21 protein-coding genes are annotated in these 25,435 nt (G+C 64.3%); 15 read left to right on the forward strand and 6 right to left on the reverse strand.

Features of this window, described 5'->3' with window-relative positions:
- Nucleotides 1-33: 33 nt before the first annotated feature.
- Together J0I42_RS15590 and J0I42_RS15595 are read right to left on the reverse strand one after the other, a co-directional pair.
- On the reverse strand, nt 34-840 hold the full coding sequence (locus J0I42_RS15590; RefSeq protein ID WP_291656035.1) for an ABC transporter ATP-binding protein: 807 nt from the start codon (nt 838-840) through the stop codon (nt 34-36).
- A gap of 94 nt (nt 841-934) precedes the next feature.
- A complete protein-coding gene (locus J0I42_RS15595; RefSeq protein ID WP_291656036.1) occupies nt 935-2,002 on the reverse strand; it encodes a universal stress protein in 1,068 nt (355 codons plus the stop codon).
- Nucleotides 2,003-2,069: 67 nt separating this feature from the next.
- Between J0I42_RS15595 and J0I42_RS15600 the strand changes: the two genes are divergently transcribed.
- Nucleotides 2,070-3,134, forward strand: coding sequence for an NAD(P)-dependent alcohol dehydrogenase (locus J0I42_RS15600; protein WP_291656135.1), 1,065 nt, complete (start codon nt 2,070-2,072; stop codon nt 3,132-3,134).
- Nucleotides 3,135-3,212: 78 nt separating this feature from the next.
- Nucleotides 3,213-5,810 (forward strand): magnesium-translocating P-type ATPase, encoded by a 2,598-nt coding sequence (gene mgtA / locus J0I42_RS15605; protein ID WP_291656038.1) that lies wholly within the window; start codon nt 3,213-3,215, stop codon nt 5,808-5,810.
- Nucleotides 5,811-5,821: 11 nt separating this feature from the next.
- Here the strand turns inward: mgtA and J0I42_RS15610 are convergent, their stop codons facing one another.
- Together J0I42_RS15610 and J0I42_RS15615 are read right to left on the reverse strand one after the other, a co-directional pair.
- The gene (locus J0I42_RS15610; RefSeq protein WP_291656039.1) at nt 5,822-6,826 is read right to left on the reverse strand and encodes an ABC transporter ATP-binding protein; all 1,005 of its coding nucleotides are present in this window, start codon (nt 6,824-6,826) and stop codon (nt 5,822-5,824) included.
- Nucleotides 6,823-7,806: a zinc-dependent alcohol dehydrogenase family protein gene (locus J0I42_RS15615; protein WP_291656041.1), complete on the reverse strand. Its 984-nt coding sequence runs from the start codon at nt 7,804-7,806 to the stop codon at nt 6,823-6,825. Before J0I42_RS15615 ends, J0I42_RS15610 begins: the two co-directional genes overlap by 4 nt.
- Nucleotides 7,807-7,928: 122 nt before the next feature.
- On the opposite strand from J0I42_RS15615, the gene J0I42_RS15620 reads away from it, so the two are divergent.
- From J0I42_RS15620 to J0I42_RS15630, 3 genes are read left to right on the forward strand one after another with little or no spacing between them, the layout of a single operon-like run.
- Complete coding sequence (locus J0I42_RS15620; protein ID WP_291656136.1) at nt 7,929-9,725, forward strand: PHA/PHB synthase family protein; 1,797 nt, start codon at nt 7,929-7,931, stop codon at nt 9,723-9,725.
- Nucleotides 9,726-9,728: 3 nt separating this feature from the next.
- Nucleotides 9,729-11,132: a bifunctional enoyl-CoA hydratase/phosphate acetyltransferase gene (locus tag J0I42_RS15625; RefSeq protein ID WP_291656042.1), complete on the forward strand. Its 1,404-nt coding sequence runs from the start codon at nt 9,729-9,731 to the stop codon at nt 11,130-11,132.
- On the forward strand, nt 11,129-12,313 hold the full coding sequence (locus J0I42_RS15630; protein WP_291656043.1) for an acetate/propionate family kinase: 1,185 nt from the start codon (nt 11,129-11,131) through the stop codon (nt 12,311-12,313). Before J0I42_RS15625 ends, J0I42_RS15630 begins: the two co-directional genes overlap by 4 nt.
- A gap of 52 nt (nt 12,314-12,365) precedes the next feature.
- On the opposite strand, the gene J0I42_RS15635 is transcribed toward J0I42_RS15630, so the two are convergent.
- A complete protein-coding gene (locus tag J0I42_RS15635) occupies nt 12,366-12,767 on the reverse strand; it encodes a phasin family protein (protein ID WP_291656044.1) in 402 nt (133 codons plus the stop codon).
- 115 nt (nt 12,768-12,882) lie between these two features.
- Between J0I42_RS15635 and J0I42_RS15640 the strand changes: the two genes are divergently transcribed.
- The 3 genes from J0I42_RS15640 to J0I42_RS15650 all read left to right on the forward strand — a co-directional run bounded on the left by J0I42_RS15640 (nt 12,883) and on the right by J0I42_RS15650 (nt 15,043).
- A complete protein-coding gene (locus tag J0I42_RS15640) occupies nt 12,883-13,353 on the forward strand; it encodes an NUDIX hydrolase (protein ID WP_291656138.1) in 471 nt (156 codons plus the stop codon).
- A 316-nt stretch (nt 13,354-13,669) separates the two neighbouring features.
- Nucleotides 13,670-14,512, forward strand: a complete 843-nt coding sequence (locus J0I42_RS15645; protein ID WP_291656045.1) for an amino acid ABC transporter substrate-binding protein — start codon at nt 13,670-13,672, stop codon at nt 14,510-14,512.
- A gap of 183 nt (nt 14,513-14,695) precedes the next feature.
- Nucleotides 14,696-15,043, forward strand: coding sequence for a diacylglycerol kinase (locus J0I42_RS15650; protein ID WP_291656046.1), 348 nt, complete (start codon nt 14,696-14,698; stop codon nt 15,041-15,043).
- A gap of 669 nt (nt 15,044-15,712) precedes the next feature.
- Here J0I42_RS15650 and J0I42_RS15655 read toward each other — a convergent pair.
- Nucleotides 15,713-16,591, reverse strand: a complete 879-nt coding sequence (locus tag J0I42_RS15655; protein WP_291656048.1) for a LysR substrate-binding domain-containing protein — start codon at nt 16,589-16,591, stop codon at nt 15,713-15,715.
- A gap of 107 nt (nt 16,592-16,698) precedes the next feature.
- On the opposite strand from J0I42_RS15655, the gene J0I42_RS15660 reads away from it, so the two are divergent.
- The 7 genes from J0I42_RS15660 (at nt 16,699) to J0I42_RS15690 (ending at nt 25,430) form a co-directional block, all read left to right on the forward strand.
- Nucleotides 16,699-17,844, forward strand: coding sequence for a 2-aminoethylphosphonate--pyruvate transaminase (locus J0I42_RS15660; RefSeq protein ID WP_291656050.1), 1,146 nt, complete (start codon nt 16,699-16,701; stop codon nt 17,842-17,844).
- A 17-nt stretch (nt 17,845-17,861) separates the two neighbouring features.
- Nucleotides 17,862-19,109, forward strand: coding sequence for a phosphonoacetate hydrolase (phnA, locus tag J0I42_RS15665; RefSeq protein WP_291656140.1), 1,248 nt, complete (start codon nt 17,862-17,864; stop codon nt 19,107-19,109).
- Nucleotide 19,110: 1 nt separating this feature from the next.
- Nucleotides 19,111-20,562 (forward strand): phosphonoacetaldehyde dehydrogenase, encoded by a 1,452-nt coding sequence (gene phnY, locus J0I42_RS15670; protein ID WP_291656053.1) that lies wholly within the window; start codon nt 19,111-19,113, stop codon nt 20,560-20,562.
- Between the two features lie 108 nt (nt 20,563-20,670).
- Nucleotides 20,671-21,690 carry a putative 2-aminoethylphosphonate ABC transporter substrate-binding protein gene (locus J0I42_RS15675; protein ID WP_291656055.1) on the forward strand — a complete coding sequence of 340 codons (1,020 nt, stop codon included), beginning with the start codon at nt 20,671-20,673 and terminating at the stop codon, nt 21,688-21,690.
- A 121-nt stretch (nt 21,691-21,811) separates the two neighbouring features.
- Nucleotides 21,812-22,903, forward strand: coding sequence for a putative 2-aminoethylphosphonate ABC transporter ATP-binding protein (locus J0I42_RS15680; protein WP_291656057.1), 1,092 nt, complete (start codon nt 21,812-21,814; stop codon nt 22,901-22,903).
- The gene (locus tag J0I42_RS15685; protein WP_291656059.1) at nt 22,900-24,615 is read left to right on the forward strand and encodes a putative 2-aminoethylphosphonate ABC transporter permease subunit; all 1,716 of its coding nucleotides are present in this window, start codon (nt 22,900-22,902) and stop codon (nt 24,613-24,615) included. The genes J0I42_RS15680 and J0I42_RS15685 overlap by 4 nt, the downstream gene beginning before the upstream one ends.
- A gap of 83 nt (nt 24,616-24,698) precedes the next feature.
- A complete protein-coding gene (locus tag J0I42_RS15690) occupies nt 24,699-25,430 on the forward strand; it encodes a metallophosphoesterase family protein (protein ID WP_291656061.1) in 732 nt (243 codons plus the stop codon).
- Nucleotides 25,431-25,435: the final 5 nt, after the last annotated feature.

A 25,435-nucleotide genomic window follows, 5' to 3' on the forward strand; every position in this document is an offset into this window, starting at 1 on the left:
GACACGGGACCTGAATTCGGGATCGACAGCGCGTCAGGCAGTGATTTGATCCGCAAAGATGGTCCGGCCCCGCTCGCCGGAGAAATACTGCTTCAGCCAGGGATTCTCGTGCATCAGCAGATCCTCCAGCGTGCCGAGGGCGATGATCTTGCCTTTTGCGATAGCCGCGATTCTGTCGCAGGTTGTATGAAGGCTGCTCAGATCATGGGTGATCATCATCACCGTGAGGTTCAGGCTCGCCTTGAGGGTCAGCAGAAGCTGATCGAAGGCATCGGCCGCGATCGGGTCGAGCCCCGAGGTCGGCTCGTCGAGAAACAGAATTTCTGGATCGAGGGCGAGTGCCCGGGCCAGCGCTGCGCGCTTGGTCATGCCGCCAGAGAGCTCCGCCGGATACTTTTCCGCAGCATCGAGCGGTAGCCCGACCATATCGAGCTTGAGCATCGCCAGTTCAGTCAGCAGCCTCGGCGACAGATGCAGAATCTCGCGCATCGGAAGCTGGATATTCTCGACGATCGTCAAGGACGAGAACAGGGCGCCCTGCTGGAACATCACGCCGCAGCGCTGTTCGAGGGCTCGGCGCTCTGCTTCCCGCAGGTCGTCGAGATTCCTGCCGAATATCTCGATGACGCCGTTCCGCTTGGGCAGAAGGCCAAGAATTGTTCGCGCCAGGACAGACTTGCCGGAGCCGGATGCGCCGATCACGCCGAGAACCTCACCGCGCATGATGTCGAGGTCGAGATGGTCCAGCACCGCCTTGTTGCCAAAGACCACTTCGAGGTCCCGGACGCGGATGGCGACCTCATCGCTTTGCGGAGCACGCTCTTGTTCGGTTGAAGCCATGGGGTAACTCTCCGGCTCCGACCGGCTGCATCATGGGGCAAGGGGCCGAGGCCGCCGGCGGGAGAAGCCGGCAGGCCGGACTGCGTCCACCCCGCTAGTGAGCAAGGAAGAGCGGCACGGGAGAGCTGTCGAGCAGGTCCGCGGTCACGCCGCCCAGCACCCATTCCCTGAAGCGCGAATGGCCGTAAGCCCCGACGACCATCAGGTCCGCCGAAATTCTGCGCGCTTCGGCAAGGAGAGCGTCGGTCGCGGATATCTCCGTGTTAAGGACGGTTGCCGTCGTCTCGACGCCGTGCCGGGCGAGATGGGCACTGATATCGGCGAGGACTTCGGCGCCTCCCATCCTCCCATGGGCCTCTTCCCTGACCGTGACGATATGGACCTCTGTCGCGCGAGCGATCAGAGGCAGGGCCTCGGCCACGGCTCGGGCGCTCTGCCGCGTATCGGTCCATCCGATCAGCACGGTCTTGATGGGAGACCGTAACGCGGCGTTTGGCGGCAGAAGGAACAGTCCTCTACCTCCGTCGAACATGACGCTCTCGATCATGGAGCGCCAGCGGCTGTTGCCATCATCGCGCGGGCAGGTCGCGATGAAGAGGTCGTTCCAACGCGCTTCGCTGGTGACGGCCTGTTCGAGAAGACCGGGGAAACCGTCCAGCCGGCGCAGCTCATGCGTGGGGTCCAGCCGCGCCAGGCGCTGCCGAAGCCGCTTCTCGCTGACGTCTCCTTCCTCCGTCGCTGCATCAACCAATTGGCCGATCGCGGTGATACCGAAGTCTCCGGCGAAGAGAGCGGGATCGGGCAGAAGGTTCGTGAAGATGCCGGTGATCCGAGCTCCGAAGCTCGCGGCGAGGGCTTCGGCGTGAGCAAGGCGGGTTTCGTCTTCGGGAGAACCATCGAGATGGGTGGCGATGTCGCGATAGGCCGTGCCGCGAACGGCATGCGCCTTCGCTACGGTGCTCGAAGAGAGAGTAATGTCGTTCATGCCAACCTCCGCGTCGATGGCAGTTCCCGGTGCGCTATCGAACGACGGAAGCACGTCGGTCACATTGATTTTCATCAAACGCACGCGTGTTTTTTCGCGGTTTTGCGCTGTGTCAAATCCAACAGCACCGGTTTGCGGCAGGCTGATTTCATCTCGTCGATATCGGAGAGCGATCATGTCGCCAGTTCTTCAATCTGATGTGAGGCCTTCGCAGGGAAACACGCGAAAGGCCCGGCCCAGGATGATGTGCGCGGCCGTATTCGTGGAGCCCGGCCGCATCGAGATCGAGGAAAAGCCGGTCCCGGATGTCGGACCGCTCGATGCGTTGCTGCGTATCACCACCACGACGATCTGCGGCACCGACGTCCATATCCTCAAGGGTGAGTATCCTGTCGCGCGCGGCCTCACCATCGGCCATGAACCGGTCGGCGTTATCGAGAAGCTCGGGTCCGAGGTGAGGGGCTTCCGGGAGGGTCAGCGCGTGATCGCCGGCGCTATAACGCCTTCCGGGCATAGCGCCGCCTGCCTCTGCGGCTGCGCCTCGCAGGATGGCGCCGACACGCGCCACGGCTTCAAGGCCATGGGCGGCTGGCGCTTCGGCAACACGATCGATGGCGCCCAGGCCGAGTATCTGCTGGTGCCGGACGCCATGGCCAATCTCGCGCATGTGCCTTCAGGGCTGACGGACGAGCAGGTCCTGATGTGTCCGGACATCATGTCGACCGGGTTCTCCGGCGCCGAAAGCGGTGGGGTCAGGATCGGCGACTGCGTCGCCATCTTTGCGCAAGGTCCGATCGGGCTATGCGCCACGGCCGGCGCCCGGCTGATGGGCGCGACGCGCATCATCGCCGTGGAGAGCGTCCCGGAGCGACAGGCGATGGCTCGCAGGCTCGGCGCCGACGAGATCGTCGACTTTTCCAAGGGCGACCCGGTCGATGAAATCATGCGGCTCACCGATGGCAGAGGTGTCGACGTGGCGATCGAGGCCCTGGGCCGCCAGGAGACCTTCTCCGCCGCATTGCGGGTGCTGCGTCCCGGCGGAACGCTGTCGTCGCTCGGTGTCTATTCGAGCGACCTGACGATCCCGCTCGGCGCCTTCGCCGCAGGGCTTGGCGACCACCGCATCGTCACCACGCTCTGCCCCGGCGGGAAGGAACGCATGCGGCGCCTGATCGACGTCGTCGCCTCCAGCCGGGTCGATCTGGGCCCACTGGTTACGCATCGTTTCCCGCTGGAACGGATCAAGGATGCCTACGAGTTGTTTTCGCATCAGCGCGATGGTGTCCTGAAGGTCGCGATCACGCCCTGAACGCCAGCAGCGAGGAACCAGCGCGTCACCGCGCCCGGACCATCATCAGGGTCGGCGAGTGCATCGAGGGAAACCGGTATGGCGACGGAATCCGCGAAAGCAGCGACGACCGGCGACGGGGAGTTCTGGCGGAATGGGCGGAATGGATTGCTGCAACGTCTCGGGGCAACGCCGGACGGCTTGAGCGATGTCGAGGCGGCCGAGCGGCTGAAACGCTTCGGCCCCAATCTCGCCGTGACGAGCCTGCGGCGCGGGCTGTTCTTCAAGATCGCCAAAAGGCTCGTCGAGCCCCTGATCGCGATCTTGCTGATTGCCGCGCTGATCTCGGGAGCGACGGGCGATTGGCAAAGCCTGATCATCATCGTTCTCATCGTGCTGACCTCGATCGCCCTCGACGTCTTCCAGGAGACCCAGGCCGAGAATGCCGTCGAGGCACTCCGCCGCGCGGTGGCGGTGCAGGTCACGGTCCTTCGCTGCGGACGGCTCGTTGAAGTTCCGGTACGGGAGGCGGTTCCTGGTGACGTCGTCGCGCTTCATGCCGGTGATCTCATCCCGGCGGACGGCCTGATCCTTGAGAGCCACGACGCAATGGCAGACGAAGCGGCTCTCACGGGGGAACCCTTTCCCGTCGAGAAGCTGACAGCTCCGGAGGATTCCGCCGCCGACGGAACCGCCAGCGCCCTTTTCGGGGGAACCAGCCTCGTTGCCGGAGAGGTCCGGATGCTCGTCGCAGCGACGGGTGCGCAGACACGGCTGGGCTCGATCGCCCGTTCCATGCAGGCGAGTGAGCCGCCCACCGCCTTCGAGCGCGGGGTTCACGGGCTCGGCATGCTGATCCTGCGCCTCACCGGCTTTCTCGTCCTGTTCGTGCTGCTGACGCAGCTCGTGCGCCACGGGCTGTCGATCGAGAGCTTCCTGTTCGCCGTCGCGCTGGCCGTCGGGCTGACACCGGAGCTGCTGCCGGTGGTGATGACTGTGACGCTCGCACGGGGCGCGATGCGGATGGCGCAACGCCAGGTCGTGGTGAAGCGGCTGTCCGCGATCCATGATCTCGGGGCGATGGACGTTCTCTGCACCGACAAGACCGGGACGCTGACAGAAGCGCGGATCGCCCATGTCGGAAGCTTCGACTGCGACGGCATCGATAATGCGCGCGTCACCGAGCTCGCTTGCCTCAACAGCCGCTTTTGCAGCGGGCTGCGCAACAACCTCGACACTGCCTTGCTGGCCAATTCGGAAGACGACGACAGCGCGTGGCGTGCCCTGGCCGATCTGCCGTTCGATTTCCAGCGGCGGCGCTCCTCCGTCCTCGTAGCGAGGGGCGATGAGCGGGTGATGATCGTCAAAGGTGCTCCCGAAGGCCTGCTCGACCGGTGTGACAGGTTCGAACGCGAGGATGGGGGAGCTGAAAAGCTCGACGATGCCCGACGAGGCAAGCTCATGGCCCTCTTCGAAGAGAAAGGGGCGCAGGGCTTGCGGCTGCTCGGTATTGCCCGTCGCGCGATGCCCCCGGGAAGCGATGATCTGTCTCTCGACGACGAAGCCGGTCTCGTTTTCGCGGGCTGTGCCGCCTTCATCGACCCGCCCAAGGCCTCGGCGGGTGATGCTGCCCGCCGGCTCGCGACGGCCGGCGTCCGCGTCAAGGTGATTTCGGGAGACGCCGCTCCGGTCGTCCGCCACCTCGCCGAAACCCTGGCGCTTCCGGCGCGGGGCCTGATGACGGGCGAGGAGATCGCAGCATTGGGAGAGGCCGCCCTGTCCGCTCGCGTTCGTGAGGTAGACCTGTTCGCCCGGGTCGCGCCGGAGCAGAAGGCGCGCCTCGTCCTGGCCCTGCGCAGGGCGGGCCACACGGTGGGCTTCATCGGCGACGGCATCAACGACGCACCGGCGATCCATGCCGCGGATGTCGGCCTCTCCGTCGAGGGCGGGACCGAAGTCGCCCGCGAGGCCGCGGCGATCGTCCTGCTCGCGCCCGATCTCGGCGTTCTCGCGCAGGGCATCTCAGAGGGCCGGCGCACCTATGCCAACATCATGAAATATGTCCGCATGGGCACGAGCTCGAATTTCGGCAACATGCTCTCGATGGCGCTGGCATCGATGGTGCTGCCGTTCCTGCCGCTCAACCCATTGCAGATCCTGATCAACAACATGCTCTACGACCTCTCCGAGGTCGGTATCCCTTTCGACGAGGCGGACCCTGCCGACCTTGCGAAGCCGCAGCGCTGGGACATGCATGCAGTGCTGCGCTTCACGCTCGTGATGGGACCACTTTCGTCCGTATTCGATGCGGCGACTTTCGCCGTCCTGCTCGGCCTGTTTGGTACAGGCATCGAGATGTTCAGGACGGCCTGGTTCGTCGAGTCGATCCTGACGCAGATCCTGGTGATCTTCGTCATCCGTACGGCGGCTCCCTGCTGGCGCAGCCGGCCGCATCGTTTCCTCGTCATCACCTCGTTCGGGGCTCTCGCCCTGGCGCTGATCCTGGCCCTGACGCCGCTCGGCCATCCCTTCGGCTTCGTCGCGCTGCCGGCTCCGGTCCTGCTCGCCATCCTGATCATCGCCGCCTTCTATCTCGGGTTCGCCGAGATGCTGAAACCGTTGGCGATGCACCCTGCGGGGGATCGAGGAACGGTTCGCGATCGTCATTCGGACGTACGCCGTTTCCGGCCCTTTTGAGCGTCGTGACTTCAGCGAGTCGCAGCGGTTGCGAAGGGAGTGCCGTCAGGCGCCGTCTCGAGCGCCCGGATGACGAGATCGTATTTGACGATCGTTATCGCGAAGCCGCGTGCCCAGTCGACGACGTCGTTCCAGGGATCGACGATCTTCGTCGTGGCCGACAGGAAGGTGACGACAGTGGCGATCTCGGTCTGCCCCTGCACCGCCAGCACGCAGCCGATGCCGAGCACCAGCAGGCTGCCCAGGGAATAGGTCAGATTCATCAGGAAATTCAGGGAAAATTTGATCCCGAAGACGCCAATGTCGACCGCAAAGATCTCGTCTAGCCTGGGGGCGCTCGATTCCGCTTTCGAGGGCGACAGCATTTCGTCGCCGAAACGTCGCAGGAGACGCGTTCGCTGCGCGACGCGGCGGTTGATCGCTCGCTGCATCAGGGGCACGAACACGAATTGCGGCGTGAGGATCAGGAGGCTGGCGCCCATCATCCTCAGGTCGAGAAAGGCGAGATAGACAAAGATGCTCGCCAGAAAGCCGATCTCGACGATGGGAAGGCTGAGGCTCGAGCCGACGAAGGCGCCGATGTCATCCGCTTCCGCGAGGATCATGGCAAGCCCGGTTCCGTTCGCCAGGCTGGAACCTTCCTTGTCCCCATGTTCGAGGCGCTGCGTCACGACGAGCCGCAGGTCCCGGGTCGCTCCTTCACCGAGCCAGGCGCGGTAGACGTTCATCGCCAGCTTCGCCAGGCCGTAGGCCAGAACGAGCCCGATTTGCAGTGTGACCAAGGTCAGGATGGCACTGATGCTACCGACATGGACAGCGGTGTCGATGATGCGCCGTTGTGTCTCGATCGGCGCGGTGTTGAGCAGGAAAACGGCGACGGACAGAGCGCAGACTGCCGCCTGGTGCCAACCGCCGGATAACAGCACGAAGCGTAGAAACGAGGATGGTAGAAACAGGCCCTGCGCATGCGGACGAGGGGGCTCGGATATCGCGGCGACGAGCTTCGAGAACTTCATGGCACCAGGACCGCCGCGCCTTGCAGCCGGCCGGCGCGCAGGTCCGACAAGGCCTCGTTCGCCTGTTCCAGCCGGTAGACTGCGGTTTTCGTGGCAATCCCGGCCTGCCGCGCGACGGCCAGGAATTCATGGCCGTCGGCTCGCGTGAGATTGGCGACAGAGACCAGCTCCCGCTCGTGCCAGAGCAGATCGTAGCCGAAGCTTGGAATGTCGCTCATATGGATGCCGCCACAGACGACGCGTCCGCCCTTCACGACGGCGCTCAGGGCCAGCGGGATCAGTGTTCCGACAGGCGCGAAGATCAGTGCCGCGTCGAGCGCCACCGGCGGCTTTTCCGCGGAGCTTCCTGCCCAGCACGCACCGAGCGACCGGGCATGGGCCTGTGCCGCCTCGTCGTCCGGGCGGGTGAAGGCATAGACCTCGCGTCCCTGCCAATGGCAGATCTGGGCAAGGATGTGCGCCGCCACGCCGAATCCGTAGAGGCCGATCCGCCGCGCGGCGCCGGCGCTGCGCAGGCTGCGCCATCCGATCAACCCCGCGCACATCAAGGGAGCGGCAGCGACGGGATCGGAGAATTCGTCGAGAGGAAAGACATAGGTCGCGTGGGCAATGACATGGTTGGCGAAGCCGCCATCACGCGTGTATCCGGTGAATGCCGGGGAATCGCAGAGATTTTCCCGCAGGGCACGGCAATAGGGGCAGTGCCCACATGCATGCCCCAGCCATCCGAGGCCGACGCGTCGACCGATCAGCTCGGGGGCGGCACCCGCCCCGACCAGATCGATCCGGCCGACCACCTCATGGCCGGGGACACGCGGGCATTGCAGATCGGGAAGTTCGCCATCGACGACATGCAGATCGGTGCGGCAGATCGCACAAGCCTCGACCCTGATCCGCAATTCTCCCGGGGCAGGGACGGGATCGGGACGCATCTCTGCGACGAGAGGGCTGCCCGCGGCGTTCAGAACCATCGCCTTCATGGGCTTCTCCCGCTCTGCGCGCTGAAGAACCTACCGGGACAATGACATGGCGGCTTTGACCAAGCTCAAGGAACGCATGGCTTTTGGAGTGCATGCTGGCGACGAATTCGAAGGAAGAAGCCATGCATTCCTCGCCACGAGCCGGTTTGGTTCGGAAGTTTCAGCGGCAGCAATCTTGCAGGGAGGTCACCTCCGGGGAGGAGGCGTTCTCGGCGATCGACCGTGCCCGCGAAAGCGTGACGGCGAAATTCACGGGCGGCCTGTCGCCAGCATCCCTGATGCTGGCCTATCTCGACTGGGCCATTCATCTGGCCGGTGCGCCCGGCAAGCAGCTCGAACTCGCCAGCAAGGCCGTGCGCAAGGCTACCCGTCTCGGAGGACATGCCATATCCGGGCGTTTGGAGCCGGATGCTGCCCCCTGCATCGAGCCGCTGCCTGGCGATTACCGTTTCTCGGCTCCGGAATGGCGTACGCAGCCCTTCAGCTTCATGGCGCAAGCCTTCCTGCTCAATCAGCAATGGTGGCACAACGTCACGCACGAGGTGCCGGGTGTCGAGCGCCATCATGAGGAGGTCGTCTCCTTCATTGCTCGCCAGATCCTGGATGTCTTCTCTCCCTCGAACAATCCATTGACCAATCCGGAGGTGATCGAGCGCGCTCGCAAGACGGGCGGTTCCAATTTCATCGAGGGTTGGAGGAACTGGACTGAGGATCTGCAAAGGCAGCTTGCCGGACGGCCTCCCGTCGGTTCCGAACGCTTCGTCGTCGGTCGGGACGTGGCGGTGACGCCCGGCAAGGTCGTCTTCCGCAACCACCTGATCGAGCTGATTCAATACGCGCCGTCGACGCCGACCGTCCATGCCGAGCCGATCCTGATCGTGCCCGCCTGGATCATGAAATATTATATCCTCGACCTGTCGCCGGAGAATTCGCTGGTGCGCTACCTCGTCGGCGCAGGGTACACGGTCTTTTGCATCTCCTGGCGCAATCCCGATGCCGACGACCGCGAACTCGCCCTCGACGACTATCGCCGCAGTGGCGTGATGGCCGCGCTGGATGCCATCGCCGCGATCATGCCTCGTCGCAAGGTGCACGCTGCCGGATACTGTCTGGGCGGGACGCTTCTGGCCATCGCGGCGGCGGCGATGGTGCGCGACGGCGACGAGCGGCTGGCTTCCCTGACGTTCCTGGCGGCCCAGACCGATTTCAGCGAGCCGGGTGAGCTCGCGCTGTTCATCGATTCGAGCGAGCTGCGCTTTCTCGACAGCATGATGTGGAACCGGGGCTATCTATCGGCTGACCAGATGGCCGCAGCCTTTCAGCTCCTGCGCTCGAATGATCTGGTCTGGTCGCGGCTGGTGCACGAATATCTGATGGGAGAACGCTCACCGATGTTCGATCTGATGGCCTGGAACGCGGATTCCACGCGCATGCCCTATCGCATGCAGGCGGAATACCTGCGCGGCCTCTATCTCGACAACGATCTGGCGAGCGGCCGATTCATGGTGGAGGGACGGCCTGCCGCGCTCCAGAATATCCGAACGCCGACGTTCGCGGTCGCGACCGAGCGCGACCACGTCGCCCCTTGGCGCTCCGTCCACAAGCTGCATCTGCTGATTGATGCCGATTTGACGTTCGTGCTGACCAATGGAGGTCATAACGCGGGGATCGTCAGCGAGCCGGGCCATCCGGGGCGTCATTATCGGATCATGCCGAAGAAGCATGGCGACATCTGTCTCGGCCCCGACGAATGGCTCGCCGAGGCCCGGATGCGCGAAGGTTCGTGGTGGGAGGCCTGGACGGAATGGCTCGATGGCCTATCGTCGCCCGAGCAGGTCGTGCCTCCCGCGTTTGGTGGTGCAGGAAGTGACCGCGAGCCGCTTTGCGATGCGCCGGGAACCTATGTGATGCAAAGGTGAGCCTTGGACCAGGAGCTTCTCACCAACCGGACCTTCGACGAGATCGCGATCGGGGAAAGCGCGTCCGTGGTCCGCATCGTCCGGCCTGACGACATCGAGCTGTTCGCTGCCGTCTCGGGGGATGCCAACCCCGCTCACCTGGATGCAGCCTTCGCGGCGAGCGATCTGTTCGGGCATGTCGTCGCACATGGGATGTGGACGGCGGCGCTGGTTTCGGCGGTGCTCGGTACGAAACTGCCAGGGCCGGGCACGATCTATCTCGGGCAGGATCTCCGCTTTCTGAAACCTGTGACGCCCGGCGATACCGTAACGGCGACTGTCACGGTCAAAAGCAAGGACGCCGCGAAGCGAACCGTCGTGCTGGATACGGTCTGCTCCAATCAACGCGACGAGACGGTACTCTCCGGCGTGGCGACGGTACTTGCGCCTGGGCGGCGCGTGACTTGGCCGCGCCTGCGCCTGCCCGAGGTTACGCTGAAACACTCTGATCGCTACGACAGCATCGTGGCGCAGGCCTGCGCCCTGCCGCCCATGAGCGCCGCGATCGTCCATCCCTGCTCGCCGGAAGCCATCCTCGCGGCGATCGAGGTTCGCGACGAAGGGCTGCTCGAGCCGATCCTCGTCGGCCCGGAGGCCAGGATACAGGCTGCCGCTGAGAAGGCCGGCGTCTCGCTCGACGGGATCGCGATCGAACATGCCCCGCACAGCCATGCCGCCGCGGCGCGCGCCGTCGAGCTCGCGGTAGCGGACCGGGTCGCTACCCTCGTCAAGGGCAGCCTTCATACCGACGAATTGCTGGGTGCCGTCGTCGCCCCGGGCTCGGGCCTGAAGACGGAGCGTCGCATCAGCCATGTCTATGCCATGAGCCTGCCGGCCTATTCCAAGCCGCTGATCGTGACGGATGCGGCGGTCAACATCCAGCCGACGCTGATGCACAAGCGCGACATCTGCCAGAACGCGATCGACATGTTGCATGTCCTCGGGCTGGAGGAGCCGCTGGTGGCGGTCCTCGCAGCGGTGGAGACCGTCAGCGACCGGATGCCTTCGACGCTCGATGCCGCTGCGCTCACTGTGATGGCGGCGCGCGGCCAGATCACGGGGGCGAAGGTCGACGGCCCGCTCGCTTTCGATAACGCGATCAGCCCGGAAGCCGCACGGACCAAGGGCATCGTTTCCCCGGTCGCCGGACAGGCCGATATCCTGCTCGTGCCCGATCTGGAAGCGGGGAACATGCTGGCCAAGCAACTGATCTATTTCGCCAATGCGGATGCCGCTGGGCTCGTGCTCGGCGCCCGGGTGCCGATCATCCTGACGAGCCGGGCCGATTCCCTGAAGACGCGCATCGCCTCGGCAGCACTGGCGAAGCTCGTCGCCGCCCATCGCCGGCCACTGACGGTACCGGCATGAGCGAGCGGCTTCTTGTCACTTTCAACGCCGGTTCTTCGACGGTGAAGATCGGGCTGTTCGCGTTTGGCGAGGCCAGACTGAAGCGGATCGGCAAGGGCGTGATCGATTTCCGCGAACCGCCCTTGCGATTTCGGTTGGTCGAGGGTCCCGATACCTTCGATATCGCTCTTGAGGCGAAGCCCGGCGATACGCTCGATATCGTACTGGACGAAGCCTTCCGGCGACTCTCCTGGCATTTCGACCTCGGCACCGTCGTGGCGATGGGCCATCGCATCGTCCATGGCGGCGACCGCTTCGACGGCCCCGTCCGGGTCGACGATGCCGTGCTGGAAGCGCTCGATGCGCTGGTGCCGCTGGCGCCGCTCCATCAACCGCAAGGGCTCGGATTGATCCGGGCGATCCGCAACTTGCGTCCCGATCTGCCGCAGACGGCGTCCTTCGATACGGCTTTTCACCGCACTCATGCCGATATCGTGCGCCGCTTCGCCATTCCCCGCGCGATGCACGATCAGGGCATCAAGCGCTACGGCTTTCACGGCCTATCCTATCGCTTCATCGCGGGCGAGCTGGCGCGCCGCGACCCCGTGCTCGCCAAGGGCCGCGTCGTGGTCGCGCATCTCGGTAGCGGTGCCAGCCTCTGCGGGCTGGAAGGCGGCGTCAGCCGCGATACCTCGATGGGCTTCTCGGCGCTCGACGGCATCCCGATGGCGACGCGCTGCGGGGCGCTGGACCCTGGCGTCCTGCTGCATCTGCTCGCCGAGGGGGACTATGATGCTGGCCGGCTGGAGGATCTGCTCTACCGCCGTAGCGGCCTGCTCGGCGTTTCCGGCATCAGCGCCGACAGCCGTGACCTGATCGACAGCGACAGGCCCGAGGCGCGCGAGGCGCTCGACCTGTTCTGCTTCCGCATCGCAGGGGAGGTCGCCCGGCTCGCGGCAACGCTGGGCGGGCTCGATGCGATCGTTTTCACGGCGGGCATCGGCGAGCATCAACCGCCGATCCGCGCGGCCGTGACAAGACGGCTGAAATGGTTGGGTCTCGAACTCGACGAGGCCGCCAACGCCGCCAACGAAGCGCGGGTCAGCAAGGCCGAAGCCCGCGTGGCGGCTTTCGTGATCCCGACCGACGAGGAAGCAGTCATCGCCGAGGATGCCTTGGCCGTGGTGAGGTCAGCCGGATAGCCGTCTGAGCCGAACGCCAATCCCGACTCAGACAGGTTTCCGGATAGACCCGTCAGGCAGCGGCCTTGTGGTCGCCAGTCCAGCCCGACACATACTGGGCGCCGACCCCGGTCCAGGCATCCATGTTCTTCCGGGCGAGTGTCGACAGCTTCTCGGCCTCGTCGGCATAGGCGCCGCCGACGCCTTTGGCGAAATCCTGCTGGGCGTCCACCGCCTCGCCGATTTCCTTGCAGCTGCCGAGCCTGGCGCAGAACTCGGCCTGGGCTTGCATGCGGTGGCCCAGGAAGGCCAAGATTTCCGAGGCGATCGCGAACTGCGTCTCCCAGATTTTCTGCGGCAGCACGGTTGCCGAAGCGAGCTGCGCTTTGACGATCTGCATGCCTTCGTCGACCATGGCGCTGGGGCCGATCTGGTCCGGAGCGAGCGAATTGGAGACAGGCTTCGTCGTAGGCATGTGAACCTCCTGAATTGTCTCGGCTGCCTGAATGGCGGCAATGGAGAGTTTCCTCCGAGGGCGTCATCCGGTCTTTGACGCAACGCAAAATCCGGAGGCGACGGGAGTTTTTTCGATGACTGCGTCGAGTGCCGGGATTCTCATGTATCGCGTTGCGGAGGAAGGAACCCAGGTTCTCCTCGTCCACCCCGGTGGCCCGTTCTGGCGGCACAAGGATTTCGGCGCCTGGTCCATCCCGAAGGGCGAGCCATGTCCGGCGGAGACCGCCGAAGATGCGGCGCGGCGGGAGTTCGCCGAAGAGCTGGGAACCGTGCTCGAGGGGGCTCTCGCTCCGCTCGGATGCATTCGACAAAGATCCGGGAAAATCGTCGAAGCCTTTGCCGTCGAGGGCGACCTGGACACGGAGCGGATTCGTTCTGGCAGCGAGGTTGAGATGGAATGGCCGCGCGGCAGCGGTCGGATTCACCGGTTCCCCGAAATCGACCGTGCGGCCTGGTTCTCGCTTCCCGAAGCACGGTTGCGCATCCTGGCGGCGCAAGGCGAGTTCATCGAGCGTCTCGAGAAAAAGCTGCTCGGCGTGACCTGAGACCGAGACCTGCCCGACGCCGATCTCTGCCTCTTCGATGGCTCTGTGAATTCAGCGTTGGCGGCGGCGTCGACGGCCTGGGGAATATCGTCCCCCGTATCACGGCGCCGAGCCCCAACGGGATCAGCAGCCACCGGCGGGCGACGAAGGATGGGTCTGGGTCCATTTCGGGCAATCGACGGCTCTCCCGTTCCAAGTCAGCAGCGATTGCAATCGCTGTTGCGGCAGGGGGCGTATGATCGATGTTGGCTGGTCTCGACGCGATGCATCTGCCAATTGAGCATCCAAAGCAATATGGCGGCTAGGGAAGCGAACGATGATGCGGGCGGGTTGGTTTGGGCTCCTGGGGGCGATGGTCTCGACTGCCGCTCTGGGGGCAGACACTCTTTTGCGGGCCCGAGAGACAGGAACGCTGCGTCTGGGAGTGCGGGCCGATGCCCCACCGTATTCTTATCGCGGCGCGAGCGGAGAATACTCCGGCTACATGGTTGATTTGTGCCGCGAGATGGGCAGGGCGGTAAGCACGAAGATCGAAAATCCGCGGCTGAAAATCGAGTACATTGAGGTTTCGGCGAATGACCGTCTGGATGCGGTCAAAGACGGAAAGATCGACATTCTCTGCGACCCGACGTCTGTTACTTCATCCCGGCGTGAGATGGTGGATTTTTCTTATCCCACGATGATCGATGGGGTCGGAGCCGTTTATCGTAAAAATGGGCCCACCAGCATCTCTGAATTCAATGGGAAAAATATCGGGGTCCTTCAGGGGACGACTGCCGAGCAGGCCTTGAAATCAATCTTATGGCAAATGGATATCAAGGCTAATATTGTTCCATCAGTTTCGCATGCTGATGGAATTAGGGATCTGACAAAAAATAAAATAGACGTCTATTTTGGCGATAGGGGGATTTTGAGCTATTATATCCGCGATAGTAAGGAATCTAAATCGATTCAATTGGAGAATAATTACTATACATTTGAAACTTACGCGCTCGCGATACAGAGAGGCGATGGGGCGTTCCGCGCGCTCGTGGATGCCACTCTTGCAGATCTCTATCGCAGTCATGCCATACAGAAAATTTATACTCGCAGCTTCGGGAGCACCGTACCCGACGAATTCGTTCGGGTTCTTTATGTGATAAATGGCGTGCCAAAATAAGACGGACATTATCTTCGCCGTCGCCCGAAAGCTCGCGTGACGGCTTGGCCATCACTCCCCGGCAGTATGGTTACGGCTCATCTGAGCCGCCTTTCGTTTCTCCCATCTTCCTAACCGCCTCTAACACTTTGAACAAAGCATACCATGCATTATCCGATACCTATGTTCAGGAGGGTTTCGGGCATGCAGCGCCTGATCAACGCGTTTTTCAATTCTGTGCGGGCATTCCGCAGGCTGGCCGCAAGCGAAAAAGCCTTTCAGCAGGAGCTTTTTGTGCTCATCTTATCGCTCCCGATAGGCTGGGTCGTCGCAAGAAGTTGGAGCAGTTTCGCCTTGCTGATCGGTGCGTTGTTGGCGCTGATCATGGTGGAAGTGCTTAACACCGGTATCGAGGCCGTATGCGATGCGGTGACCCCCGAGTTCAACAAGAATATCCAGCTGGCCAAGGATTGCGGTTCTCTGGCTGTACTCATTGCCGCGCTGATCGCTGCGGGTGTTTGGGTTGTTGCCCTGGCGGAATGGCTGATTTGACACTTTTGGCTGTCCAGCCTGCCGCCGGCTTTCAGAAGCATGTGGAATGAATACTTGTAATTCTCGTTCCGTCTCCGCCAGGATCAGAGCGAAGAGGGCGCCGGGCTTTAGGCAGCAACTTGGTTGAAGGGAGCGGCGCGCCTGAATCAGTTTGGCGATCTCCTCCCCGCCCGCCATTTCGGCAGGGGCGTGGTGAGGGGGCATTGGTTCGGCTTCAGCCATGCCATGACCCTCAGGTAGTTTTCGATATCGGGGGGCCTTGTCCCTGGCGATGCGACGATCGGGATCGCGATCGACCTGCATGTCCTCGATCATTAGATGCGGATAGCACTTCTCATCGCGCGTGTGGCCGAGGTTGATATCAAGCCATTTGCAATGCGGGCAGCCGCCGTTCAGCGGGTCGAAGACTAGAGCCTCAGGCACCGGCGTCGCGGCCGGGAGAGGGAGGCGAATACCTCGGAGATCCTCGGCAGTGTGCGGATATCCATGCAAGGCTAAGAGATCAGCCGCGTTTTCGGGCGCCAGAGGTATGGCCCGGGCCCGCCGACCTGTCCTTCAAATTTCCGGAGCCTTGGCCGGGGTCGCGATTTGCGCCGGGGCCGCTCGCTCGCCCGAGCGGCGTTGGGCCAGCTGCGCTGGAACGGGCAGGACGTCCGCAGCCGCTTTCGGTCAGCGCGCGTCGATGACGTCCTGAACGGTCTCGAAGAAGCTGCGCACCAGCGGCAGGCGCTGGCGCTCGGCCCGGCAGACGATGTATTCGCCGACGTCGAAATCGGCGCCGGTGATGATGATGCGCTTCAGGCCGTCCTCAGGCCTGAACTCCGCGGCGAAGACCACGCCGATTCCGAAGCCGAAGGCCACGGCCTCGCGAACCGCTTCGCGCGACTGCACCTCCAGCAGGTTCGCCGGCTTGATCCCGGCGGTGGAGAGCCTGTTCTCGAAGACCTCGCGCGTGATCGACCCGCGCTCGCGCAGTACGATATCCTGGCCGGCGAAGGCCTCGATCGGCATGTGGTCATGCTTGGCCAGCTCATGCTGGTCCGAGACGAAGGCGACCAGATCGTCCGAGCGCAATCGGACGCTGTGGATGCGCGGGTCGGAGTTGGCCCGCGCCGTGATAGCGACATCGGCGGCGAAATCCATGATCTGGTCGACGACCTCCGAGGAGTTTCCGATGCTCAGCGAGAAGGTCAGGCCGGGATAACGCTCGCGCATGCGCGCCAGGGCCGGCATGACATGGGTGGCGCTGTCGGCCGCGATCCGTAGATGCCCGCGTTGGAGTGTACGGCTGCCGGCGAGCAGCGATTCCGCCTCGTCCTCCGCCGAGAACAGTTTGGTCGTGATGATGAAGAGGCTCTGCCCGAGCGGGGTCAGCTTCACCTGCCGCCCGGCGCGGTCGAACAGCCGGACGCCATAGGCGTCCTCCAGCCCGCGCACCTGGGCTGACAGGGTCGGCTGGCTGACATGGCGCGTCTTGGCCGCGCCGGTGAAGCTCTGCGCCTCGGCGACGGCATGAAAGGCGGCGAGGCCGGAATAGCTGATGGCCATATTTCCATAGATCCTATCTATGGGAGATATGGAAACGATGTATTGGACCTATGTCAATCACGGTCCTAGCGTCCGGTCATCCGCCGCAACACATCGCGAGACCGTTCATGGCCCAGGCCCGCCGCCCTGCCTCCTCCGAAACCGGTGATCCGCTTCTCCTGACTCCCGGCCCGCTGACCACCAGCAAGGCCATCAAGGAAGCGATGGTGCATGACTGGGGTTCACGCGACGCGACCTTCGTCGGCATCAACAAGGCGGTTCTGGAGGAGCTGCCGAAGATCATCCATGGCGGCGAGGACTTCGTCACCGTGCCGATGCAGGGCTCCGGAACCTTCGCCGTCGAGGCGATGCTGACCACCTTCGTGCCGCGCGACGGCAAGATCCTGGTCCTGATCAACGGCGCCTATGGCCAGCGCGCCAAGCGCATCGTCGAGATCGCCGGCCGCGCCGTTGCGGTCCACGAGACCGCCGAGGACACCCCGCCGGACCTCGCCGAGATCGACCGCATGCTCGTGGCCGATACCGCCATCACCCATATCTTCACGGTTCATTGCGAGACGACCAGCGGCATCCGCAACCCGGTCGAGGCGATCGCGGCGCTGGCCAAGCGCCATGGCCGCCGCCTGCTGGTCGACTCGATGAGTGCTTTCGGCGCCCTGCCGCTCGACAGCCGCGAGGTCTATTTCGACGCGGTCGCCGCCTCCTCGAACAAGTGCATCCAGGGCGTTCCCGGCCTCGGCTTCGTTATCGCCCGCAAGAGCGCGCTGGCGCAGACCCAGGGCAATGCGACCACGCTGGTGCTCGACCTCCACGACCAGAATGCCGGCTTCGAGCGCACCGGCCAGTACCGCTTCACCCCGCCGATCCATGTCATCGTCGCCTTCCATGCGGCCTTGCAGGAGTTCTGGGCCGAGGGCGGCGTCGCCGGGCGCGGCGAGCGCTATGCCGAGAACGCCCGTATCCTGATCGAGGGCATGGAAGGGCTCGGCTTCCGCACGCTGCTGCCGGCGGCCCGGCAGGCGCCGATCATCGTCACTTTCCACATGCCGGAGGACAAGAACTTCGTCTTCCAGCGCTTCTACGACGCGCTGAAGGATGCCGGCTACGTCATCTATCCCGGCAAGCTGACGGTCGCGGACAGCTTCCGCATCGGCTGCATCGGCGCGCTCGGCGCGCAGGACATGCGCGCCTTCGTCGCCACGGTGTCGGATGTGCTTGATGAGATGGGCGTCGGCCTGAAGTCGGCCGCGTGAGGAGCCCTGAGATGACAATGCACACGAAGATCGGCTCGGATGTCGTTGCGAACGGGCGCGAATATGCGCGGCCGCAGCGCCCGACGGTGGTGATCTGCATGGACGGCTCGGAGCCGGCCTATATCGAGGCCGCCAGCGCCAAGGGCCTGACGCCGAACCTTGACCGGATCATGAAGACCGGCGCCAGCACCCATGCCTATTCGGTGATCCCGAGCTTCACCAACCCGAACAACCTCTCGATCATCACCGGCCGCCCGCCGGTCTGGCACGGCATCGCCGGCAACTTCTTCTATGACCGCGAGGCCAGGGAAGAGGTGATGATGAACGACGCCCGCTTCCTCCGCGCGCCGACCATCCTGGCCGAGTTCCAGAAGGCCGGCTTCAAGGTCGCGATGGTCACCGCCAAGGACAAGCTGCGCACCCTGCTCGGCAAGGGTCTCGACTTCGCCTCCGGCAGCGCCATCGCCTTCTCCTCGGAGAAGGCCGACAAGGCCAACAAGGCCGAGAACGGCATCGAGAACGTGCTCGATTTCGTCGGCATGCCCGTGCCATCGGTCTACTCGGCCGATCTCTCCGAGTTTGTGTTCGCTGCCGGCGTCAAATTGCTGGAGACCTTCAAGCCTGACCTGATGTATCTCTCGACCACCGACTATGTGCAGCACAAGGCCGGGCCGGGCTCGGAGATGGCCGACTCGTTCTACGCCATGTTCGACGGTTATGTCGGCAAGCTCGACGCGCTCGGCTGCACGCTGGTCATCACCGCCGACCACGGCATGAACGACAAGCACCTCGCCAATGGCGAGCCGGATGTCGTCTATCTCCAGAGCCTGATGGACGAATGGTACGGCAAGGGCACGATGCGCGTGATCCTGCCGATCACCGACCCTTACGTGGTCCATCACGGCGCGCTCGGCTCCTTCGCCACGGTCTATCTACCTGATGGCGCCAGCCAGGAAGAGGTCGCCGCCCGCATCTCCGGCCTCGACGGTATCGCGCTGGCGGTGACCTCGGCGGAAGCCTGCGAGCGCTTCGAACTGCCGGCTGACCGCATCGGCGATGTCGTGGTCGTCTCGACGCGCCAGAAGGTCATCGGCACCTCGCCGGACAGGCACGACCTCTCCGGCCTGACCGAGCCTTTGCGCTCGCATGGCGGCATCACCGAGCAGCGCGTGCCGATGATCGCCAACCGGCCGATCACGGTGCCGATGGGCCGCACGCTCCGCAATTTCGACGTCTTCGACGTCGCCCTGAACCTGGTGAACTGAGATGAACGCGACGGTGAAGCCGCCGGTGCGGCGCGAGGCGATGCGCATCGCCGGCAAGCTGGTCACGACCGACGACATGGTCGAGGTCCATAATCCCTATGACAACAGCGTCGTCGGCCTGATCCCGGCCGCCCGGCCCGAGCATGTCCGCGAGGCCTTCGCCAAGGCCAAGGCGTTCAAGCCGAAGCTCTCGCGCTACGAGCGCCAGCAGATCCTGCAGAAGACGGCGGAACTGCTGCGCGACCGCAAGGAGCTGTTCGCGAAGCTGATCACGGCGGAAGCCGGCCTGTGCTGGAAGGACTCGCTCTATGAGGCGAGCCGCGCCTATGACGTCTGGTCCTTCGCGGCGCAGCTCACCATCAAGGACGATGGCGAGATGTTCTCCTGCGACATCTCCCCGAACGGCAAGGCGCGCAAGATCTTCACCACGCGCCAGCCGCTGCTCGGCGTGATCTCGGCGATCACCCCGTTCAACCACCCGCTGAACATGGTCAGCCACAAGCTGGCCCCGGCGATCGCGACCAATAATCGGCTTGTCCTCAAGCCGACGGAACTCACGCCGCTGACCGCGCTGGCGCTCGCCGATGTGCTCTACGAGGCGGGCCTGCCGCCGGAGATGCTGTCGGTCGTCACCGGCAACCCCTCGACCATGGGTGACGCCATGATCACCGATCCCGATGCGGATCTGGTGACCTTCACCGGCTCGGTCCGCGTCGGCAAGCACATCGCCGACAAGGCCGGCTACAAGCGCATCGTGCTCGAGCTCGGCGGCAACGATCCGCTGATCGTCATGGAGGATGCCGATCTTGATAAGGCGGCCGAACTTGCGGTCACCGGCGCGACCAAGAACTCCGGCCAGCGCTGCACGGCGGTGAAGCGCATCCTGGTGGTCGAGAGCGTCGCCGACGCCTTCGCCAAGCTCGTCGTCGAGAAGGCGAAGAAGCTGAAATGCGGCGATCCGATGGACCCCAATACCGATGTCGGCTGCGTCATCAATGCCCGCTCGGCCGCGCTCTTCCAGGCCCGCGTCGATGATGCGGTGACCAAGGGCGCCGAGGTGCTCCACGGCAAGCGGGCGGAAGGGGCGCTGTTCCACCCGACCGTGGTCGACAAGATCCCCTACACCTGCGAGCTGGTGCATGAGGAGACCTTCGGCCCGGTGATCCCGATCATCCGCGTGCCCGACGACATCGCCGAGGTGATCCGGATATCGAACTCTACCGCCTATGGTCTCTCTTCCGGCATCTGCACCAACCGCTACGATTACATCCAGCGCTTTGTTGCCGATCTGGAGGTCGGCACGGTCAATCTCTGGGAGGTGCCGGGCTACCGGATCGAGATGTCCCCCTTCGGCGGCATCAAGGATTCCGGCCTCGGCTACAAGGAGGGTGTCGTCGAGGCCATGAAATCCTTCACCAACGTCAAGACGTGGTCGATGCCCTGGACCGCGTGAAACAAGAAAAGCCAACGCAGGCGGAGCGATCCGCCTGCGTTTTCGTCTGTCAGGGGAAGAAAACGTCGCAAGAGCGTTCAAACTACTCACAAAACAGGGGATGAGAACATGAAGAACTGGCTTGCTTCCTGCGTCATCGGGGCTATCGCGCTGGCGCTTCCGGGCGTCGCTCATGCGCAGAAGACGAAGGTGACCGTCTACACTGCCCTTGAGAACGATCAGCTCGCGCCCTTCAAGGCTTCGATCGAGAAAGCCGTGCCCGAGGTGGAGGTTGTCTGGGTCCGCGACTCGACTGGCGTCATCACCGCCCGTTTCCTCGCCGAGAAGGACAATCCCCGCGCCGACATGGTGATGGGGCTCGCGGCGTCGAGCCTCCTGATGTTCGAGAAGGCGGGGCTTCTCGAAGCCTACAAGCCCGCTGGCGCCGATGCGCTGAAGCCGGCGTTCCGCGACAGCAAGGAGCCCTATACCTGGACGGGTATGGACGCCTATCTCGGTGTCGTCTGCTACAATACCGTCGAGGCCAAGGGCGTAGCCGTTCCGGGTTCGTGGAAGGACCTGCTCAACCCGGCCTTCAAGGGCAAGATCGTGATGCCGCATCCGGCTTCGTCCGGCACCGGGTACCTGATGGTCGCCGGCTGGCTGCAGAGCATGGGCGAGGCCGAGGGCTGGAGGTTCATGGACGGGCTGCACGAGAATATCGGCGCCTATCTCCATTCGGGCTCGGCGCCTTGCGTCCAGGCCGCCCGCGGCGAGCGCACAATCGGGCTTGCGCTCGACATGCGCGCGGCTTCCGAGAAGAGCAAGGGCGCGCCGATCGAGGTCGTGATCCCGAAGGAAGGCGTGGGCTGGGAGATGGAGGCCAGCGCCATCGTCAAGGGCAACAAGAATATGGCCCTCACCAAGAAGATCGCCGACTGGTCGACGACCAAGGCGGCGAACGAGCTCTACTCCAAGACCTATGCGATCGTTGCCGCCCCGGGTGTGGGGACCAAGCCCGCCAGCTATCCCGTCAATGCCGAAGCCGGGATGATCAACAACGATCTCGGCTGGATGGCCGACAACCGCGAGCGCGTGCTCGCCGAATGGTCGAAGCGCTACGAGTCCAAGGCGGCGCCGAAGAACTGAGCCTCCGCCATGCCGCCAGCCCGCATGAGCGGCTGGCGGCATGGTCTGTGCAAGACGTCAGGAGAGGCTCCGCCATTGCTTGCGGAGCGGATCTCCGTCCGTTCAGATGAAGGCCGGCCCGATGTCCAACGACACGACCCCATTCCTTTCGATCCGCAATCTCGCCAGGAATTTCGGCGCCTTCCGGGCGCTGCGCGACATCGATCTCGATATCCATCGCGGCGAGTTCGTCTGCTTTCTCGGTCCGTCCGGCTGCGGCAAGACGACCTTGCTGCGTGCGGTCGCTGGTCTCGATCAGCAGGATAGCGGCACCATCCATATGAGCGGGCGCGACGTTTCGCATGCCAGCCCTTCGGAGCGGGATTTCGGTATCGTTTTCCAGTCCTATGCGCTCTTCCCCAATCTCACCGTCGCCGACAATGTCGGCTACGGGCTGGTCAACCGGCGCCGCTCGCGCGACGAGATCGCCCGGCGCGTCGATGAGCTCCTGACGCTCGTCGGCTTGCCGGATCAGGGCAAGAAATATCCGGTCCAGCTCTCGGGCGGGCAGCAGCAGCGCGTGGCGCTGGCCCGCGCGCTCGCCACCGCGCCGGAGCTGCTGCTGCTCGACGAGCCGCTCTCGGCTCTCGACGCCAAGGTCCGCCTGCGCCTGCGCGACGAGATGCGCTCGCTGCAGCAGCGGCTGGGCGTGACCACGATCATGGTGACTCATGACCAGGAGGAGGCGCTGGCCATGGCCGACCGCATCGTCGTGATGCGGGACGGGGCGGTCGAGCAGGTCGGCTCGCCCGAGGAGATCTACCGGCGCCCGGCGACGCCCTTCGTGGCGGATTTTGTTGGGCACATGACCTTCCTCGATGCGGTCGTGACCGGACCGGGCAAGGTCCGCGTCGACGAGCTCGACCTCGTCGTCGCCAATGCCGCGCCCTTCGCCGTGGGCACGCCGGTCAGGCTGGCGATGCGCCCCGAGGAGGTCCGTACCCGTGGCATCGGCGAGGAGACGCTGAACCGCTTCGAGGCGACGATCGGGGACCTCGCCTTCCTCGGCTCCTTCTGCCGGGCGCATCTCCAGCCGACCGGATCGCGCGCGACCCGGATCGCCGCCGATTTCTCGACCAATGCGATGCGCGATCTCGGCATTGTTCCCGGCCAGGTGCGCGCTGTCGCCTTTCCGCCCGAGGCCTTGCACGTTTTTGCCGGGGAGGGACGATGAGCGACCTCGCACAGCGCCTGACGATGACCGATGCGTCCGTGAAAGTGTCGCCGCTGCGGATCGGAGAGCGCCATGTCGCAGGCGCGCTGATCCTGGCGCTCTGCACGGTGCTGGTCCTGATCATCGCACTGCCGCTTTGGGCGCTTCTTTCCAAGAGCCTCGAGGATACGGACGGCAAGTTCGTCGGGCTCGCCAATTTCGTCAGCTATGCGACGACGCCCTCCCTGTTCTATTCGCTGCTCAACAGCCTGCTCGTCGCCAGCGTGACGACAGTGATCGTGGTGCCGCTCGCTTTCCTCTATGCCTATGCGCTGCGCCGCAGCTGCATCCCGGCCAAGGGCGCATTTTACGCCGCGGCGATGATTCCGGTCTTTGCGCCCTCCCTCCTGTCGGGGCTTGCGCTGATCTATCTCTTCGGCAACCAGGGCATGCTGAAATCCTGGATGATGGGCGCCTCGCTCTACGGCCCGGTGGGCATCATCGCGGCGGAGACGCTCTACAGTTTCCCCCATGCGATGCTGATCCTGGTCACGGCGCTGGCGCTCTCCGACGGGCGGTTGCGCGAGGCGGCGGACGCGATGGGCACCTCGCGCTGGCGCATTTTCCGGACGATCACCCTGCCGGGCGCACGTTATGGCGTGATCAGCGCGACCTTCGTCGTCTTCACGCTGGTCATCACCGATTTCGGCATTCCCAAGGTGATCGGCGGGCAGTTCAGCGTTCTCGCGACCGACGCCTACAGGCAAGTCGTCGGCCAGCAGAATTTCCCGATGGGCGCTGTCGTCGGCATCATCCTGCTGGTGCCGGCCGTGCTCGCCTTCTTCGTCGACCGTGTCGTCCAGCGGCGCCAGAGCGCCATGCTCTCCGCCCGCGCCGTGCCTTACGTCCCGCGTGCCGACCGGCAACGCGACCTCGCGCTTCTCGGCTTCGTCAGCCTGATCGCGCTCGCCATCGTCGGCCCCTATGCGATCGCCTTCTGGGGCTCCTTCGTCAGATACTGGCCCTACAACCTGTCGCTGACGCTGAGCAACTACGACTTCGCGCAAGTCGAGCCCGACGGCTGGGGCACCTATGCCAACTCGCTCATGCTGGCTTCGCTGACGGCGATGATCGGTACCGCGCTGATTTTTACCGGCGCCTACCTGATCGAGAAGGTGAAGCTCTTTCCGCGCCTTCGCGCCTTCGCCCAGTTCCTGGCAATGCTGCCGATGGCGGTGCCCGGCCTCGTGCTCGGCCTCGGCTACGTCTTCTTCTACAATGCCGGCTGGAACCCGCTCGGCTTCCTTTACGGGACGCTGACGATCCTGGTGATCAACACGATCGCGCATTTCTACACGGTCGGGCACATCACGGCGCTGACCAGCCTGAAGCAGCTCGACGGCGAGTTCGAGTCGGTCTCGGCTTCGCTCAAGGTTCCGTTCTGGTCGACCTTTCGCCGCGTGACCGCGCCGATCTGCCTGCCGGCGATCCTCGACATCGCCGTCTATGTCTTTGTCAACGCGCTGACCACGGTCTCCGCCGTGATCTTCCTCTATGGCGCCGACACCAAGCTCGCCTCCATCGCGATCGTCCATATGGACGAAGCCGGCGCCATGGCCTCGGCCGCTGGCATGGCGAGCATCATCATGGCCACGGCCATCGCCGTGAAGCTGCTCCATGTCGGTCTCGACCAGCTGGTCTTCGGCCGCCTGCAGCAATGGCGACAAAGATAAGCGCGGGTTGCGGCAGCAGGCATTGTCCTGCAGCCGCGGCTCGCTAGGCTGTGGAACCGAACCACGAAGGATCGAGTCGCACCGTGCGCCTTGGAGTGATCGCCGATATCCATGGGAACCTGCCCGCGCTCGAAGCGGTGCTGGCAAAGCTCGACGGCGCGTCCGTCGATCGCCTGATCAATCTCGGCGACTGCGCCTCGGGCCCGCTTTGGCCGGCCGAGACGGTAACCTTGCTGCGTTCGCGTGAAATCAGCCACGTCCGGGGCAATCACGATCGGGCGCTGGGCGCGGCCTCGGTCCTTGGGCTGGGCGAGTCGGACAGCTTTGCCTGGCAGGCCCTCGATCCCGAAGTCCGCGCCTGGCTTGCAGGTCTGCCGGTCGAGATCACGCTGGAGGGAACGCTCTGTTTCCATGCCTGTCCCGGCAACGACACGACCTATCTGATGGAGGAGGTCCAGAACGGCTATCTCGTGCCGTCGCCGATCCCGACGATTGAGCACCGTCTTGCCGGGCGGAGCGCGCCCTTGATGCTTTGCGGGCACAGCCATCAGCCGCGCGCGGCGCGGTTGAGCTCAGGTGCCGTCGTCCTCAATCCCGGCAGCGTCGGAAACCCGGCCTATCATGATACGAACGCGGCCCATGTCTCCGAGAGCGGCATGCCCCATGCCCGCTTCGCCATCGTCACGCTCGGCGAGGAAATCGTGATCGAGCACCACCTCGTCGCTTACGACTGGGAGCAATCGGCCCGACGTGCCGAGGATAACGGCCGCGCCGAGTGGGCCCATGCGTTGCGGACGGGAAGGGCGCGGCCCTAGCGCTG

The organism is Allobosea sp., assembly GCF_017308015.1.
Classification (GTDB): Bacteria; Pseudomonadota; Alphaproteobacteria; order Rhizobiales; family Beijerinckiaceae; genus Allobosea.

Bases quoted from the DNA above. Each gene is read 5' to 3' on its own strand.
- J0I42_RS15660 (WP_291656050.1), top strand. From the start codon at position 16,699: ATGGCCCAGGCCCGCCGCCCTGCCTCCTCCGAAACCGGTGATCCGCTT.
- phnA (WP_291656140.1), top strand. From the start codon at position 17,862: ATGCACACGAAGATCGGCTCGGATGTCGTTGCGAACGGGCGCGAATAT.
- J0I42_RS15620 (WP_291656136.1), top strand. From the start codon at position 7,929: ATGCATTCCTCGCCACGAGCCGGTTTGGTTCGGAAGTTTCAGCGGCAG.
- J0I42_RS15615 (WP_291656041.1), bottom strand. From the start codon at position 7,806: ATGAAGGCGATGGTTCTGAACGCCGCGGGCAGCCCTCTCGTCGCAGAG.
- J0I42_RS15595 (WP_291656036.1), bottom strand. From the start codon at position 2,002: ATGATCGCTCTCCGATATCGACGAGATGAAATCAGCCTGCCGCAAACC.
- J0I42_RS15640 (WP_291656138.1), top strand. From the start codon at position 12,883: ATGACTGCGTCGAGTGCCGGGATTCTCATGTATCGCGTTGCGGAGGAA.
- phnY (WP_291656053.1), top strand. From the start codon at position 19,111: ATGAACGCGACGGTGAAGCCGCCGGTGCGGCGCGAGGCGATGCGCATC.
- J0I42_RS15650 (WP_291656046.1), top strand. From the start codon at position 14,696: ATGCAGCGCCTGATCAACGCGTTTTTCAATTCTGTGCGGGCATTCCGC.
- mgtA (WP_291656038.1), top strand. From the start codon at position 3,213: ATGGCGACGGAATCCGCGAAAGCAGCGACGACCGGCGACGGGGAGTTC.
- J0I42_RS15635 (WP_291656044.1), bottom strand. From the start codon at position 12,767: ATGCCTACGACGAAGCCTGTCTCCAATTCGCTCGCTCCGGACCAGATC.
- J0I42_RS15590 (WP_291656035.1), bottom strand. From the start codon at position 840: ATGGCTTCAACCGAACAAGAGCGTGCTCCGCAAAGCGATGAGGTCGCC.
- J0I42_RS15685 (WP_291656059.1), top strand. From the start codon at position 22,900: ATGAGCGACCTCGCACAGCGCCTGACGATGACCGATGCGTCCGTGAAA.
- J0I42_RS15675 (WP_291656055.1), top strand. From the start codon at position 20,671: ATGAAGAACTGGCTTGCTTCCTGCGTCATCGGGGCTATCGCGCTGGCG.
- J0I42_RS15610 (WP_291656039.1), bottom strand. From the start codon at position 6,826: ATGAAGTTCTCGAAGCTCGTCGCCGCGATATCCGAGCCCCCTCGTCCG.
- J0I42_RS15645 (WP_291656045.1), top strand. From the start codon at position 13,670: ATGATGCGGGCGGGTTGGTTTGGGCTCCTGGGGGCGATGGTCTCGACT.
- J0I42_RS15600 (WP_291656135.1), top strand. From the start codon at position 2,070: ATGTGCGCGGCCGTATTCGTGGAGCCCGGCCGCATCGAGATCGAGGAA.
- J0I42_RS15655 (WP_291656048.1), bottom strand. From the start codon at position 16,591: ATGGCCATCAGCTATTCCGGCCTCGCCGCCTTTCATGCCGTCGCCGAG.
- J0I42_RS15680 (WP_291656057.1), top strand. From the start codon at position 21,812: ATGTCCAACGACACGACCCCATTCCTTTCGATCCGCAATCTCGCCAGG.
- J0I42_RS15630 (WP_291656043.1), top strand. From the start codon at position 11,129: ATGAGCGAGCGGCTTCTTGTCACTTTCAACGCCGGTTCTTCGACGGTG.